This is a genomic window from Streptomyces sp. 8N706 (assembly GCF_052245415.1).
Classification (GTDB): domain Bacteria; phylum Actinomycetota; class Actinomycetes; order Streptomycetales; family Streptomycetaceae; genus Streptomyces.
Genome location: NZ_JBQQBW010000028.1, coordinates 57,953 through 73,276, shown reverse-complemented (window position 1 = coordinate 73,276; position 15,324 = coordinate 57,953). Strand labels below are relative to the sequence as shown.

General features: G+C 70.8%; 13 protein-coding genes and 1 tRNA gene. 5 read left to right on the top strand and 9 right to left on the bottom strand.

The annotated features are described in order from the left end of the window. Positions 1 to 578 precede the first annotated feature (578 nt). The 6 genes from ACTWQE_RS13500 to ehuB all read right to left on the bottom strand — a co-directional run bounded on the left by ACTWQE_RS13500 (position 579) and on the right by ehuB (position 4,764). Positions 579 to 655, bottom strand: a tRNA-Lys gene (locus tag ACTWQE_RS13500). A gap of 50 nt (positions 656 to 705) precedes the next feature. After that, positions 706 to 1,464 carry an IclR family transcriptional regulator gene (locus ACTWQE_RS13495; RefSeq protein WP_443329145.1) on the bottom strand — a complete coding sequence of 253 codons (759 nt, stop codon included), beginning with the start codon at positions 1,462 to 1,464 and terminating at the stop codon, positions 706 to 708. Between the two features lie 229 nt (positions 1,465 to 1,693). Then, on the bottom strand, positions 1,694 to 2,506 hold the full coding sequence (gene ehuA / locus ACTWQE_RS13490) for an ectoine/hydroxyectoine ABC transporter ATP-binding protein EhuA (protein WP_443329144.1): 813 nt from the start codon (positions 2,504 to 2,506) through the stop codon (positions 1,694 to 1,696). Then, complete coding sequence (gene ehuD / locus ACTWQE_RS13485) at positions 2,496 to 3,146, bottom strand: ectoine/hydroxyectoine ABC transporter permease subunit EhuD (RefSeq protein ID WP_443329143.1); 651 nt, start codon at positions 3,144 to 3,146, stop codon at positions 2,496 to 2,498. Before ehuD ends, ehuA begins: the two co-directional genes overlap by 11 nt. Then, on the bottom strand, positions 3,143 to 3,880 hold the full coding sequence (gene ehuC / locus ACTWQE_RS13480; protein WP_443329142.1) for an ectoine/hydroxyectoine ABC transporter permease subunit EhuC: 738 nt from the start codon (positions 3,878 to 3,880) through the stop codon (positions 3,143 to 3,145). The genes ehuD and ehuC overlap by 4 nt, the downstream gene beginning before the upstream one ends. Continuing rightward, positions 3,877 to 4,764: an ectoine/hydroxyectoine ABC transporter substrate-binding protein EhuB gene (ehuB, locus tag ACTWQE_RS13475; protein WP_443329141.1), complete on the bottom strand. Its 888-nt coding sequence runs from the start codon at positions 4,762 to 4,764 to the stop codon at positions 3,877 to 3,879. The genes ehuC and ehuB overlap by 4 nt, the downstream gene beginning before the upstream one ends. A 140-nt stretch (positions 4,765 to 4,904) precedes the next feature. Here ehuB and ACTWQE_RS13470 point away from each other — a divergent pair, with 140 nt between their 5' ends. Further along, positions 4,905 to 5,405 carry a DUF3830 family protein gene (locus ACTWQE_RS13470; RefSeq protein WP_443329140.1) on the top strand — a complete coding sequence of 167 codons (501 nt, stop codon included), beginning with the start codon at positions 4,905 to 4,907 and terminating at the stop codon, positions 5,403 to 5,405. A gap of 69 nt (positions 5,406 to 5,474) precedes the next feature. On the opposite strand, the gene ACTWQE_RS13465 is transcribed toward ACTWQE_RS13470, so the two are convergent. Continuing rightward, positions 5,475 to 6,902, bottom strand: coding sequence for an amidase (locus ACTWQE_RS13465; protein ID WP_443329139.1), 1,428 nt, complete (start codon positions 6,900 to 6,902; stop codon positions 5,475 to 5,477). A 93-nt stretch (positions 6,903 to 6,995) separates the two neighbouring features. Then, positions 6,996 to 7,961 carry a D-2-hydroxyacid dehydrogenase gene (locus ACTWQE_RS13460; protein ID WP_443329138.1) on the bottom strand — a complete coding sequence of 322 codons (966 nt, stop codon included), beginning with the start codon at positions 7,959 to 7,961 and terminating at the stop codon, positions 6,996 to 6,998. 233 nt (positions 7,962 to 8,194) lie between these two features. On the opposite strand from ACTWQE_RS13460, the gene ACTWQE_RS13455 reads away from it, so the two are divergent. From ACTWQE_RS13455 to ACTWQE_RS13445, 3 genes are all read left to right on the top strand, one after another. Continuing rightward, positions 8,195 to 9,136, top strand: coding sequence for a maleate cis-trans isomerase family protein (locus tag ACTWQE_RS13455; RefSeq protein WP_443329137.1), 942 nt, complete (start codon positions 8,195 to 8,197; stop codon positions 9,134 to 9,136). Positions 9,137 to 9,569: 433 nt separating this feature from the next. Continuing rightward, positions 9,570 to 10,373, top strand: a complete 804-nt coding sequence (locus tag ACTWQE_RS13450) for a maleate cis-trans isomerase family protein (protein WP_443329136.1) — start codon at positions 9,570 to 9,572, stop codon at positions 10,371 to 10,373. Positions 10,374 to 10,451: 78 nt separating this feature from the next. Continuing rightward, entirely contained in the window at positions 10,452 to 11,552 is a 1,101-nt protein-coding gene (locus ACTWQE_RS13445; protein ID WP_443329135.1) for an LLM class flavin-dependent oxidoreductase, read from the top strand. Between the two features lie 136 nt (positions 11,553 to 11,688). Here ACTWQE_RS13445 and ACTWQE_RS13440 read toward each other — a convergent pair whose 3' ends face one another. After that, complete coding sequence (locus tag ACTWQE_RS13440) at positions 11,689 to 13,482, bottom strand: putative bifunctional diguanylate cyclase/phosphodiesterase (protein ID WP_443329152.1); 1,794 nt, start codon at positions 13,480 to 13,482, stop codon at positions 11,689 to 11,691. Between the two features lie 387 nt (positions 13,483 to 13,869). Here ACTWQE_RS13440 and ACTWQE_RS13435 point away from each other — a divergent pair, with 387 nt between their 5' ends. Next, positions 13,870 to 15,111, top strand: a complete 1,242-nt coding sequence (locus ACTWQE_RS13435) for a M6 family metalloprotease domain-containing protein (protein ID WP_443329134.1) — start codon at positions 13,870 to 13,872, stop codon at positions 15,109 to 15,111. Positions 15,112 to 15,324: the final 213 nt, after the last annotated feature.

The following is a 15,324-nucleotide window of genomic DNA, read 5'->3' as shown; positions in this document are numbered from 1 at the left end:
CACCCCCCCCCCCCCCCCCCCCCCCCCACGCCCGGACAGCGGCCGGGGCGGGTCGCGTACGGGGGGCGGACAGCGGCCGGGCGCTGCCGGACCATGAACCCGAGTGCCTGCTCCGGTTCCGGACGGAGGTACGCGCCGGAGCCACGGGTCAGGCCATCGCCGGTGTGTCACGATGCCCTGACCCGTGGCCGTCGGCGCCGACCCCGTCCGGTGCGGCCCCCGACCCCCTCCGGTGCGGCCCCCGACCCCGTCCGGTGCGGCCCCCGGACCCGCCCGCGACCCCGCCCGCACCCACTGTCACCGGGGCTCCCGCTCCTCCGGGCCGGGACATCCCCCGGGAGTGCGTCCCGGTGGTCGACGATCCGCCCTCCTGCGCCGTGGTGCTCGCTCCGTACGGGGGTGGGCGCACCGTCCGCCGGGCGGCAAGGGCCTGGCCCGGGCTCCGCGACTGTCGCTACCGGCTCCGGGGGCTCCGCCCGGCCGCCGGGCCGGGCTCATCGCGGCACACCCGCGATGGCCGGACATGACACCGGGCGTCCTCGGATAAACCGAGAACGCCCAGGTCAACAGCGTATTCATGGTGCGCCGCCAGGGACTCGAACCCCGGACCCGCTGATTAAGAGTCAGCTGCTCTAACCAACTGAGCTAGCGGCGCGCGCTGACGATGTAAATAATACCTGGTTCGAGGCGGTGCTTCCGACCAGCTCAGATGGCGAGGGAGAGCAGCACCGGAGCCGCCCTGCGGTTGAGGGCGTCAGCCGCCTTGCGCAGCCGGTGCGCATGCTCGATCGGCAGCGAGAGGGCGAGGCAGCCGACCGACTGGCCCGCCGTGATCGGCACCGCCGCACAGACCGTCCCCACCGCGTACTCCTGCAGGTCGAGCACCGGGACCGTGGGCGGCTGGTTGTCCAGCTTGGTGAAGAGGACCTTCTCGCTGGTGATCGTCCGGGAGGTGAGCCGGGCGGTCTTGTGGCGCGAGAGATGGTCGCGCCGGCCGTTGTGGTCGAGCTGGGTGAGCAGGCACTTGCCGACCGCGCTGGCGTGCGCGGCGGACCGGAAGTCCACCCACTCGTTGACCTTGGGGGCGCGCGGGCCGTCCGCATACTGCATGATCTTGACTTCGCCGTCGATGTAACGGCTGATGTAGACGGCCGCTCCCACCGAGTCGCGGAGGTCGGTGAGCGTCCGCTGGAGCTTGTCCGACAGCGCCTGCCTGCGGTCCTCGCCGGAGCCGAGCAGGACCAGGGACTCCCCGACGACGTACGCGCCGTCGGTGACCTGTTCCACATAGCCTTCGCGGCGCAGCATCAGCAGCAGGGGGGAGAGGCGGCCGGTCGGCACACCGGACTCGCGCGCGATCTGTACGTCGGTGACTCCGCCGCCATGCCTGGCGACGCATTCGAGCACGCGGAGGGCGCACTGCACCGAGTGGTACGGCGCGGTCGGCTCGGGCTTGAGCGCCACGGTTTCCCCCTAGCAGGTTGTGACCGCTTGCGTCGTCGCCGTCGCTACTGGTGACGGGGCAGAGGTACTCCACACCGCTCCGGCAGCTGGGCTCGATACCACGATAGCCGCCAAGGGCCGTGAGGGGAGCAGGTGTTGAGCAGATCGGTGGCGCGCTCCAGCCGTGTACGCAGGAGCGCGCCACCGTGGCATATGCCAGGGTCATGCGGTGACCGCAGGAGCTGGGACATCACAGCACGGCGCTGAGGAACTCCCTGGTGCGCTCGTGCTCCGGCTCGCTGAAGATCTTTTCCGGCGGACCCGACTCGATGACCCGGCCGGAGTCGAACATCAGCACGTCGTCCGAGATGTCCCGGGCGAAATTCATCTCATGGGTCACCACGAGCATGGTGATGTCCGTGGTGTGGGCGATGTCCCGCAGGACGTCCAGCACGCCCGCCACGAGCTCCGGGTCCAGCGCCGACGTCACCTCGTCGAGCAGCAGTACCTGCGGCCGCATGGCCAGCGCCCGGGCGATCGCCACCCGCTGCTGCTGTCCGCCGGACAGCTGCGTCGGGTACTTGTCGATGTGCTCGGTCAGCCCGACCAGGTCCAGCAGCTCGCGTGCCCGCTCCTCGGCCTCGTCCTTGCTCATGCCGAGGACATGGACGGGGGCCTCGGTGATGTTGCGCAGCACCTTCATGTTCGGGAACAGGTTGAACTGCTGGAAGACCATGCCGATCTTCTTGCGGATCTCCCGGGTGTGCTTCTCCCCCGCGGGGACGAGCTTGCCGCCCTTCTGCTCGTGGGTGAGGTAGTCGCCGGCCACCTGGATGGTGCCCTCGTCGGGCCTCGCCAGGGTCATCAGCAGCCGCAGGATCGTGGTCTTGCCGGAGCCGGACGGACCGATGAGGGTCACATGCTTGCCCGGTGCCACCGTGAAGTCGAGGTGGTCCAGGACCGTATTGGTGCCGAAGCGCTTCGTCACCTGGTCGAAGCGGATCAGCTCGGTGCCGTTCGTGGTTCCCGGAACGGGCGGGGTCTGCGTGCTGTCAGTGGACAAGACGACGCTCCAGGTATCGCATGAGAAGAGAAGCAGGGTAGGAGATGAGGACGAAGGCGACGCCGACGACGGTGTACGGCTCGATGTACTGGAAGGTCTCCGCGCCGAACAGGCGCGCCTGGTTCAGCATCTCCAGAACACCGATGGCCAGCAACAGCGGCGTGTCCTTCAGCAGCGCGATGACGTAGTTGCCGAGCGCGGGGACGACTCGGCGGATCGCCTGCGGCAGGATCACCGAGCCCCACGTACGGCTGCGCGGCAGGCTCAGCGCGGTCGCCGCCTCCCACTGGCCCTTCGGCACCCCGTCGATGCCCGCCCGGTAGACCTCGGCGGTGTACGTCGAGTAGTGCAGGCCGATGCCGATCACTCCGGTGGCCAGCGCGGAGGTCTGGATGCCCCACTCCGGCAGCACGAAGAAGAAGAAGAACAGCTGCACCAGCAGCGGAGTGTTGCGGATGAACTCGACGAAGATCCCCACCGGCCAGCGGACGAAGGCCGTCGGGGCACGGAACGCCATGGCCCAGACCAGGCCGAGGGCGAAGGAGAGCAGGGAGCCGAGGGCGGTCGCCTCGAGGGTGACCCTGACCCCGTCCCAGAACTGCGGCATGAAGTCGCCGACGACGGACCACGACCAGTTCATCGGGCGCCCCCTGTGGTGATGACGTCGGACGGCCCGGTCTCCTCGCGGATGCGCAGCCTGCGGAGAATGCCGCCGCCCTTCTCGGGCGCCTGGCCGATCCGGGCCTTGGCCTGCCGCTCCAGCAGCCGCATCACCCGGGTGAGGAGGAACGCGAGCACGAAGTACATGACGAGGATGGAGAAGTAGATGTTCGCGCTCTCACCGGTCGCCAGCCGCGCCAGCTGCGCGGCGAAGGAGATGTCGCCGACACCCAGGAGCGAGACGAGCGCGGTTCCCTTGAGCAGCTCGATCAGCAGATTGTTGAACGGCGGCAGCATCCCGGGCACCGCCTGCGGCAGCACGACGAGACGCAGCCGCTGCCAGGGCGTGAAGCTCAGCGCGATCCCGGCTTCCCGCTGCGCCGGGGCGACCGCGGCGATCCCGCCGCGTACGATCTCCGAGCCGTACGCGCCGTAGGACAGGCCGAGGGCAAGAGTGGCGGCCCACATCGGGACCAGCTGCCAGTCGAAGGCCAGCGGCACCACGAAGAACAGCCAGAACATCAGCACCAGGGCCGATGTCCCGCGGAAGACCTCGACATAGAAACCGGAAAGGAACCGGAGGATCCAGAAACGCGAGGTTCGGGCGAGGCCGGTGATGAAGGCGACGACGGCGGCGAGCGCCGCACTGTAGACGGTCAGCTGGACCGTGATCCAGACACCTTCGAAGATGAGTCCCCACAGCTCCGCTGTCATCCCTTGCACAGCTCCTCTGCCGTCAGGTCGGTCATCTCGGTGGTGGTGAAGCCGAAGGGCTTGACCACCCGCAGGAGCTCGCCGCTCTTCTTCATCTTGTGGAGCTCGGCGTTGAAGGCGTTCCGCAGCCGTGTCTCACCCTTGCGGAAGGCGAAGGCTCCGGCGCCGTGCGCGGGCTTGCCGTCGAGCATGGGGAGGAACGGCTTGGTCCCCTCGACACTGGGGTTCTTGGTCTGCTGGATGACGTTGCGCACGGTCAGGCTGGTGCCCGCGAACGCGTCGGCCCGCCCCTGGGCGACCGCCAGCAGGCCGGCCAGCTGGTCGGGGTAGATCTGGATGGCGTCGCGGTTGATGCCCGCGTCGACCGCGTAGTCGATCTCGGCGTACGCGCTGCCGCTGGCCAGCTTGGCGCCGGTCCTCTTGACGTCGGCGTAGTTGTGCAGGTTCTTCGGATTGCCCTTGCGGACGATGAAGGCGTCCAGGACCTCGTAGTCGGGGTCCGCGAAGAGGACCTCCTGGCAGCGCTCCGGGGTGATGAACATGCCCGCGGAGATCACATCGAACTGCTGCGAGTCGAGACCGGGGATCAGCGAGCCGAACTCCGTCGGCACCGGCTGCACGTTCGGCACTCCCAGCCGTTTGAAGATGATCTTCGCGATCTCAGGCGCTTCGCCGGTGACCTCCGCCTTCTTGCTGATGTAGCCGAAGGGGATCTCACCGGCGATCCCCAGCCGCACCGTGCGCTGGGCGCGCAGGCGTTCCAGCAGGTTTCCGCCGCCGGTGACATCCGCGGTGGAGACCCTGCTGCAGCCGACCGCTCCCAACACACCGAACGCCGCCGCTCCTGCGAGCAGTGAGCGGCGGCCGACAGCTCTTTCGATCATGTCGTTCCCCTGTGGTGAGTCATGGGCGCGCGGCTACCCGACTCCGCTCGGATTATTCCGATCTCTTTCAGCCCGCTTGTGACCAGCGCTCTTGACCAGATAGACACAATGGGGCACGTATTCGACCGAGAGGACCCACGATGGCAGACCGCTTCATCGAAGTCTCGCTCGACAAGCGCGGTGTCACCTGTACGGCCAAGCTGCTGGACGACCGCGCTCCGATCACCTGTGACGCTGTGTGGAACGCACTCCCGCTGGGCGGGGACGTCTACCACGCGAAGTACGCGCGCAACGAGATCTACGCGCTGCTGCCGCCCTTCGCCCCGGCGGAACCGCCCCTGGAGAACCCCACCATCACCCCCATCCCGGGCGATCTGTGCTACTTCACCTTCTCCGACACCCAGTTGGGGACGAAGTCCTACGGATACGAGCAGCAGGCCAAGCACCAGGGGCAGACTCAGGTGGTCGACTTGGCGCTGTTCTACGAGCGCAACAACCTGCTGATCAACGGTGACGCGGGGTGGGTCCCGGGCATCGTCTGGGGCGCGGTGGTCGACGGCCTCGACCGCATGGCCGAGGCCTGCCAGGACCTGTGGCGGGCCGGCGCGCTGGGCGAGACCCTCAACTTCCGCCGGGCGTAGCCGGACGGCTCCCGCCCGGCTCGGCCGCGGCCGGCCGGTCGCGGCCGGGGTGTCAGCGCTGCCGGGTGGTCAGCGCTGTGCGGGGGCCGGGGGCCGGATCCCGTCCGCGACCCCGGCCTCGTACAGCGCGTGGGCCGCCCGGAGGACCAGCGCGTCCCCATGGCGCGCGGCGACCAGCTGGACGCCGATGGGCAGGCCGTCGCGGTCCAGTCCGCACGGCACTGACGCGGCAGGCTGCTGGGTCAGGTTGAAGGGGTAGGTGAAGGGCGTCCATCCGGTCCACCGGGTGTGGTGGGAATCTTTCGGTACCTCCGCGCCCGCCTCGAAGGCGGTGATCGGCAGCGTCGGGGTGACCAGGAGGTCGTACCGCTCGTGGAACCGGCCCATCGCGACGCCGAGGGCCATCCGTACGTCCACGGCCGCGAGATAGTCCAGCGCGCTGTACGCCGCCCCCTGCTCGCAGACCTCCCGCAGTCCGGGGTCGAGCAACTCCCGGTCCTCCTCGCCGAGATGCTGCACGACGCGGGCGGCCCCGCTGAACCACAGGGTGTGGAAGGCATCGACCGGATCGGTCAGTCCGGGGTCCGCCTCCTCGACATGCGCACCGAGCCCGGCGAGCAGCTCCACCGCACGCCGGACCGCGTCGGCCACCTGGGGGTCCACCGGTGCCCCGCCGCCGCGCCCGGTCCCGAGGCCGGGCGCGTAGGCGACGCGCAATCCGGCGACGCCACCGCCCAGACCGTCCCGGAAGCCGCCGGGCACCGGGCCCAGCTGGGACCAGTCGCGCCAGTCCGGCCCGGTGATCACATCCATCAGCAGCGCGGCGTCCGCCGCGTCACGCGTCATCGGGCCGACGTGCGCGAGGGTGCCGAAGGGACTCGCCGGGTAGATCGGAACCCTTCCATAGGTGGGTTTGAGCGCGAAGATCCCACAGAAGGACGCGGGGATGCGGACCGAGCCCCCGCCGTCGGTCCCGAGGCTCAGCGGACCCGCCCCGAGCGCGACCGCCGCGGCGCTCCCCCCGCTCGAACCGCCCGCCGTGCGCCCCGGATCGTAGGGATTGCCTGTCACCCCGTGCCGGGGACTGTCCGTGACGCCCTTCCAGCCGAACTCGGGTGTCGTCGTCTTGCCCAGGAAGACGGCGCCGTGCTCGCGCAGCCGGGCGACCGCGGGCGCGTCCTCCTCCCAGGCCCGGCCCTCGGCGCGGACGGTGCGCGAGCCCCGCAGCGTCGGGCCGCCCCGCAGCAGCAGGATGTCCTTCACCGACACCGGGACTCCGTCCAGCAGGCCGGCCGGCTCCCCGCGGAGCCACCGCCGCTCGGATTCGGCGGCGCGGCCGAGCGCGTCCTCGGCGTCGACCCGGACGAAGGCGTTGACGGCTCCCTCGGTCCGCTCGATCCGGTGGAGGGCGGCGCGGGTCGCCTCGACGGGGGAGAAGGCCCCGGAGGCGTAGCCCTCGACGAGTTGCACCGCTGTCAGGTCGCTGAGTTCGGTCATCCAGCCCTCCATCGGGGGGTCGTCGGGATGCGGCCCGGTCCGGGTCGGGCACGCGCCCGTTCACGAGCCGGGCACACGCCCGGTCAGCGGCGGTCAGGACACAGGGACGTACCCCAGCCGCTTGTCGACCACATTGAGCAGCGGCTCGCCCGCCGTCCACCGGTCGAAGTTGTCCATGAACTGCTCGGCGAGGGCGTCCCGCCAGCCGACGGTGTCGCCGCTCATATGGGGGGAGACGAGCAGCCCCGGAACATCCCAGACGCGGCTGTCGGCGGGCAGTGGCTCGGTCTCGAAGACATCGAGGGCCGCGCCGCCGAGCGTCCGCGCCAGCAGGGCGGAGACCAGATCCTTCTGCACGACCAGGGGGCCGCGCCCGACGTTGATGAAGCGGGCCGTCGGCTTCATCCGTCCGAACGCGGGGGCATCGAACATGCCCCTCGTGTCTTCTGTCAGGGGTGCCGCGCACACCACCCAATCGGCTGATGGCAGCAGCTGCCCCAGCGACTCGCTGCCGTGCACCCGGCCGAACTCCGGGTCGGCCTCGCGCTCCGTACGCCCCACCAGCTCCGTGTCGACACCCAGTGCCGCCAGGGTACGCGCGACGGCCCGCCCGATCGGGCCGGAGCCGACGACGACCGCCCGGGATCCGGCCAGCCGCATCGTCTCCCGGTGCTTCCAGCGACGCTGCCGTTGGAGCTCCCAACTCCCGGGAAAGTCCTTGGCCATGGCGAGCACCAGTCCGGCGACGTACTCGGCGATCGGCTGCTCGAAGACGCCGCGGGCATTGGTGACCACGGTGTCGGAGGCGGTCAGCTCGGGGCAGAGCAGCCGGTCCACACCGGCGCTCGCCGTGTGCACCCAGCGCGGCCGCGGACCGCTGCCGGGCCAGGCGGTGCGCACCGCGTCGGAGGTGAAGTCCCAGACGAGCAGGGCGTCGGCGGTCGGCAGCAGCTCGGGGAGGGTCCGCTCGTCGCTGTACACGACTCGGGCGCGGCCGGTCAGCCGGTCGAGCCGGGGCGCCGGGTCGGTGCCGAAGACGAGGAGGGTGCATTCGGACATTGGCGGGCAACCGTTTCGAAACGTAGGTCCGCTTGGCTGATTCGGCAAGGCGGTAAAAGCAGCCTGAGATGTGAGGATTGACCACGCTAGGGAGCGGAAACTACCTTCGTCAATACGGGCTACCAGCCCCGCACCATGGGCCTTCCGCCCAGCCTCTGTCCCGACGTCCCGGCGTGCTCCGGCTTGCTTTCTCCTGCCATCGGCCAGCCCTCCGTTTCGTATTGGGGCTTGAAATGGACGTCTCCTTTCTGGGTGGCCCGCAGCCGCAGCGCGGTGTGGGCGTCGTAGCACCATTCGATTTCGCTCTTGATCGAGAACTGTGGCGTTGGGTCCCGGACGATGTGTCGCTCCATCTCACCCGAACGCCCTTCGTACCGGTCGAGGTCAGCCTCGACCTGGCCCGGATGGTCAGTGAGCACGAGACCTTGCGGGAGGCGGTGCAGGCGCTGTGCGCGGTGACGCCCGAGGTCGTCGCATACGCCTGCACCTCGGGCAGCTTCGTCGGCGGCATGGCCGGTGAGCGCGGTATGTGCGCGGCGATGGAGCAGTCCGGCGAGATGCCGGCGCTCACGACCTCGGGCGCTCTGTTGGCCGCCCTGCAGGAGATCGGGGCACGGCGCATCGCTCTGGTCACCCCGTACACGAGGTCCGTCACCACCGCCCTCGAGGAGTACCTCGGCGAGGGCGGGATCTCGGTGACGGGGCGCGCGTACCTGGGACTGACCCGGCACATCTGGAAGGTGCCGTACCGCGATGTGGTGGACATGGCCCGGGAGGCGGTGGTCGGCGCGGCGGACGCGCTCTTCATCAGCTGCACCAACCTCCCGACGTACGACGTGATCCCGCAGCTCGAGGCGGAGCTGCGGATGCCGGTGCTCTCGGCGAACCAGGTCACGATGTGGGCCGCCCTGCGCCGGATCGGGGAGCAGGCGGTCGGGCCGTACCAGGCGCTGCTGGATCCGGTGGCCAGACGCGGGCCGGCGGCGATGTCGTCGTCCCCGCCGGAGGACCCGGTGGTCGGCACGGGGATCGGGCCGGGGCCGCAGTTCTCGGGAGAACGGGCGGAGCCGGAGGCGGCCTTCGCCGGGCCGCCGGTCCCGCCCGAGGCGGAGACGCTCGACGGGCTGGATCTCCCTCCGTACCCGGAGGAGCCGGGCGGCCCGGGGATCCCGTGAGGGCGGGCGCCGGTGACGGCGGGCCAGGACGGGCGGGAATCGCGGGAGCGATCGCGTGGTGACCGTGGGAGCCGTGACCGTGGGCGTGAGACCGGGCCGGTGCTCATGGTGGGCTCCGTGGCGGCGGGGCTCGTGGGAGCGAGCGGGCTAGAGGTGGTGGTGCCCGTGGTGGTCGGGCTCGTGGGAGCGAGTGGGGGACGGGTGACCGTGGCGCCGGACCGTGAGAGCGGACCGGTGGCGGCGGGCACTCACTCGAAGAGCACTCACCCGAAGAGGTGGTGGCGGAGGCGGAACCGGGAGGTCTTCGCCGGTGTATTCAGAGCAGTTGCGCGGGAGCAGACGCGTGGCGGCACGTGCCTGACGACACGTGGGTGACGGCGGGTGCGCAGTGGCAGGCGGACACGACTCGGAGGTGGAGATGTCGGAGGCGGAGATGGCAGACGTGACGGCGTTGCGGGCGCCGGAGGGAGCAGCGGCCGGACCGGCGGTCGGATTCCTGTACCCGGGGCATTCGGCCGAGGACGACTACCCCCGGTTCGAGTCCCTGCTGTCCGCGGGCATCCGGCTGCCGCTGGTCCATACGGACATCGGTGAGGACGCCCACCGGGTTGACGCGCTGTTGGAGATGGGATCGGCGGCACGGCTGGCCGCCGGGGTCGAGGAGCTGAAGGCGCTCGGCGCCCGGGCCGTCGTCTGGGCCTGCACCAGCGCGAGCTTCGTCTTCGGCTGGGACGGGGCGCAGGAGCAGGTGCGGGAGCTGTCCCGTACCGCCGGGCTCCCCGCCTCCAGCACCTCCTTCGCCTTCGCGCACGCCGTCCGGGCCCTCGGCGCGGAGCGCGTCGCCATCGCGGCGACCTACCCCGAGGACGTCGCCGAGCTCTTCACCGCCTTCCTCAAGGCGTCCGGGACGGAAGTGGTCGCCATGCGCGGCAGCGGAATCATCACCGCCGCCGAGGTCGGCACCTGGCAGCGCGAGGAGGTGCTGCGGCTCGCGCGGGCGGGCGACCACCCCGACGCGCAAGCGGTGCTGCTTCCCGATACGGCCCTCCACACAGCCGCGTACCTCGATGACCTCGAAGCGGAGCTGGGAAAGCCGGTTCTCACCGCCAATCAGGTCACCGTCTGGGAGGGGCTGCGTCTGCTGGACCGGAGTGTGCTGCGCCCGGACCTCGGAACGCTCTTCGCCTCCGACGAAGCGATCCGCCCGCCGATACGGCACCGGGCCGCCCGGGAATAAGCGGAGTATGTCTCCGGTTGGTCCCTCTGCCATCACAGCAGAGCAGTCAGCAGACCGACCAGGGAGGCGGGCCCAGACATGGCCGACCAGCACGACACCATCCGCGGCACAGCCACCGGAACCGCTCCGGTTCCGCTGTCCGTCCTCGACCTCGCCACGGTCGGGAGCGGCCTGACCGCGAACGGTGCGCTGCGTACCAGCGTCGAGCTGGCGCGAAGTGCCGAGCGGCTCGGCTTCCACCGCTTCTGGGTCGCCGAGCACCACTCCATGCCCGGCGTGGCCAGCTCGTCCCCCGCGGTCATCCTCGCCCATCTCGCCGCGCACACCGACCGGATCCGGCTCGGCTCCGGTGGCGTGATGCTTCCCAACCACGCCCCGCTGGTGATCGCCGAGCAGTTCGGCACGCTCGAGGCGATGGCCCCCGGCCGGATCGACCTCGGTCTCGGCCGGGCCCCCGGGACCGACGGAGCGACCGCCGCCGCCCTGCGCCGCAGCGACCGGCTGAACGAAGGAGCTGATGAATTCCCGCAGCAGCTGGCCGAACTGACCCACTTCCTGGATGACGACTTCCCGGACGGTCACCCCTACCGCCGTATCCACGCGGTGCCGGGACCGATCCAGGCCACCGTTCCGGGCGGAGTGCAGTCGCCGTCCCGGCCGCCGATCTGGCTGCTCGGCTCCAGCGGCTTCAGTGCCCGGCTCGCCGGAATGCTCGGTCTGCCCTTCGCCTTCGCGCATCACTTCTCCGCCGCCAACACCGTTCCGGCACTCGACCTCTACCGCGAGTCGTTCCGTCCCTCCGCCGTGCTCGACGAGCCGTATGCGCTCATCGGCGTCTCGGCGCTGGCGACGGAGGACGAGAAGGAAGCCCGCCGCCAGGTCCTGACGGGCGCGCTGTCGATGGTGCGGCTGCGCACCGGACGGCCCGGCCTCATCCCATCCCCCGAGGAGGCCGAGGCGTATGAATTCAGCGCGCTGGAGCGGGAGTTCGTGGACAGCTGGCTGACGAATGTCGTCCACGGTACGGCCGATGCGGTGCGAGACGGGCTCGACGGTCTGGTCAAGCGGACCGGCGCCGACGAGCTGATGATCACGGCGACCGCCCATGGCCGGGAGGCCCGGCTGCGCTCCTACGAACTGATCGCGGAGGCATATGGGCTCCCCGGCACCACCGGCTGACAACCGGATCCGACAGCCGTCGGATGGTGCGCCCCGCCCGTGGTGAGCCCGGGCCACCGAAGACCGCCCGTCAGCTCAGGGGCGGGCGGTGCCGCCGGGGGCAGGCTGCTCATGCGGGACCTCGGGGCGATCTGCCTCAGTCGCGGACTCCGGTGGCGGGTCCCGGCCCCAGGAGTGCGGAGACACGATCCGGCGGCACCGGCCGTGAGTAGAACCAGCCCTGTCCGGTGTCGCAGCCGATCCGCCGCAGCCGGTCCGCCTGCTCCGCGCTCTCCACGCACTCGGCGGTCACCGTCAGCCCCAGCCGGTGGGCGAGCTGCACCAGGGCCTCGACAATCGTCTCGTCGGCCGGGTTCGGATGCTCCTCGTCCCGGAAGCCCTGGACGAACGACCCGTCCAGCTTGAGTGTGGAGACCGGCAGCCGGCTCAGATAGGCGAGGTTGGAGTAGCCCGTCCCGAAGTCGTCGATGGCGATCGAGACGCCCATGTCGCTCAGCGCCTGCAGGGCCTGGAGCGGGCGGCCGGCCGAGCCCATGACGGCGGACTCGGTCAGCTCGAGCTGGAGCAGCTCCGGTGGCAGCCCGGTCTCCTCCAGGATTCCGGCGACGTCCGCCACCAGATCCGAGTCCCAGACCTGCCGCACCGCCACATTGACGCTGACGAAGACCGGCGCGTCGGGGTGGTCCAGCTGCCAGCGCCGGGCCTGCCGACAGGCGTTCTCCAGAACCCAGCGGCCCAGCTCGACGATCGAGCCGTCCTCCTCCGCCAGTCCGATGAACCGATTCGGCGCCAGGATGCCGAACTGCGGATGACGCCAGCGCACCAGTGCTTCCACCCCCCGTACGGAACCGTCGCCGAGCCCGACCAGCGGCTGGTACTCGAGCGTGAACTCACCGTGCTCCACCGCCGGCCGCAGGGTGCTGGAGAGCGCCTGCCGGGTCATCCGGTGGGCGTTGCGCTCGGGGTCGAAGAGGGTCCATCGGGCCTTGCCATCGGCCTTCGCCCAGTACAGCGTGGTGTCGGCGGCCTGCATCAGCGCGGTCGCGCTGGTCCCGGCGGCCACCCGCTCGACGACGCCGATGCTGGCCGAGACCGACAGCCGCTGCCCCGCGAGCTCGAACGGCCGCTGGAGCGAGGCCAGTACGGATCCGGCGAGCGCCGACAGCTGCTCGGTCCCGGTGGACTCCTCCACCAGCACGGCGAACTCGTCGCCGCCGAGCCGCGCCACCAGATGCCCGCCGCGCCTGCCGTATCCGGCCTGGTCCGCGCAGTGCGCCAGCCGCTGGGCGACGGCGCTCAGCAGCTGGTCGCCGACGCGGTGCCCGAGAGTGTCGTTGACGGCCTTGAAGCCGTCGAGGTCGAGGTAGCAGAGTCCGATCCGTCCGGTGCCTCCCCGCGGACAGGCCGAAGCCTCCAGCGCCGCGGCGAGCCGCTCGAAGAACAGCGCGCGGTTGGGCAGCCGGGTCACCGGGTCATGCATCTGCAGATGACGCAGCCGCGCCTGGAGGTCACGCCGGTCGCTGACGTCCGCGACCGACAGCAGCACCCTGCTGCTGTCGAGCAGTGGCGCGACGGTGACGTCCGCCCACAGCGCCTGTCCGTCGGGGCTCTTGAGCCGACGGGTGCAGTGCAGCCGGTCGCTGTGACCGCGGAGCACCTCGCGGTACGCGGTCCAGGTACGGGAGTCCTGGCCGAGGCCGACGAGGTCGGCGGCGCAAACGTCGGTGAGCCGGGCGGGGTCCGTGCCGAGCAGCGCGCCGAGCGCAGCGTTGGCGCTGACCACCCTGCCCTCGCGGTCGACGACGGCCATGGCGAGCTGGGCGGCGTTGAAGGCAGCCTGGAGGTCGCGCAGCTCGGACACGGGCCGGCGGGCGCCGGGCTCCGCTCTTCCACGGCGACCCGGAGAGCTACGGTCGGTGACCGACGGCATCGTGACGCCGGGCGGATGACCCGGCTCGTCGGGGGATTCGCTCACCGCTCGCTCCCGCAGGGATTCGTCTCGTACAGATCACGCAGAGGTGGTCCGGCCGGCGGCGGACGACCGTCCATAGGGGAATCCGCGCTGGAAATGTGGCGATCATAGAGGCCGGTGGGAGCGGCGTTCCAGTAACGCAACCGTGATCCTGGGCACCGCGGCCGCCCCCCGTCTACTTCTGTGCACCTCTGCACGAGCCTGTTCCATCAATGACCTACTGTGACTGTCTGTGACACGCGGATGTGTCATGTCGATCACCCGACCGGGCCACCGGAACAGGGCGTACCCGTTCAAATCCCAGCAGGGTGGGTGAGGAGTTCCGATTCCACCCGGGAGGTCGACGTGTCGCGTCCGCAGACACCCGGGGGAGTGGACCGTCCGCGGCTGCGCAGCCTCGCGGCCGCGCTCACTTCCTTCATGGCGGTCATCGCCACATCGCTCGTCGCGGGCCCCGCCGCGGCCGACCCGGTCGCCGGCCCCTGCGCCCTCGCACGGACGGCAGCGCACCACTCCGAGGGCCTGGACACCTGGAACCCCGCCTATCCCCAGCCGCAGGGCCGCCTCGACGCGGTGATGGTCTTTCTGTCCTTCCCGGACTCCGACCCCGCCGCGACCCCGGACGAGCTGGCCGCCGACTACTTCCCCGACACTTCGGGCTTCTTCGAGCGCGCCTCGTACGGACGGTTCCAACTCCGTGCGCATCCCGTCGGCGACTGGGTCCGGATGCCGGGCACGTCGACCTCGTACGGGATAGAACGCGACTGGGACCCCCGTCTGCGCTCCACGTATTTGAGGGACGCCGTCAAGGCCGCTGACGATCAGGTGGATTTCTCCCGGTACGACATCGTGTATCTGGTCGCCGACCCCGATGCTCCCGGTGTGGACGCCGACGCCACGAAGGTCGTCAACTTCGAACGTCCGCTACGGGCCGACGGCTCGGCGCTGCGCCGGATCGTCACGGTCTTCGAGCAGCATCCGCCGGACCGCAACGTCCTGGCGCACGAGACCGGGCACGTCTTCGATCTGCCGGACCTCTACAAGCGCCCCCAGGGCGGCAAGGGCGACTGGGACACTCATGTGGGGGACTGGGACCTCATGGGCAGCCAGTTCGGGCTGGCGCCGGAACCCTTCGGCTGGCACAAGTGGAAGCTGGGCTGGCTGGACCGGCAGCAGGTCGCCTGTGTCCGGCGGAGCGGAACGAGCATGCACAGCCTCGTCCCGCTCGCCGCCCCGGCCGGGCCCGGTTCGGACGGCGGGCCCCGGCTGCTGGTCGTACGGACGGGGGGCGCGACCGCGCTCGCCATCGAGGTCCGCGAGGGACGGGGCAATGACTCCGGGGCCTGCACCAAGGGCGTACTCGTCTACCGGGTGCGCAGTACGACCGCCTCCGGCGGCGGCCCGATGAAGGTGCTGGACGCGCACCCGCGCACCGGTGCGTGCCGGAGCTCATCGGTCTATCCGCCGCTGGCCGACGCGCCGCTGGGCGTGGGGGAACGGATGACCGACCGGAGCAGCGGGGTCGCGGTCGAGGTGCTGGACACCGACGAGAGCGGACGCTGGACGGTCCGGGTCACACGGCCGTGACCGACGGGCGGCCGTGACTGGACGGGCCGGCCGGGACGGATGGGCGGCGGTGACCGGACGGGCGGCCAGGACGGATGGGCGGGGCGTGAGGGATGGGTGGCCCCGGAGGGGCTGTTACGGATGGGCGCGGCGTGAATGGGCGGGGTGAGTGTCCGGACGGGGCCGCTGTGACGGGCCGGGCTGGCTTGACCGGAGGGACCGCCGTGACGGGAT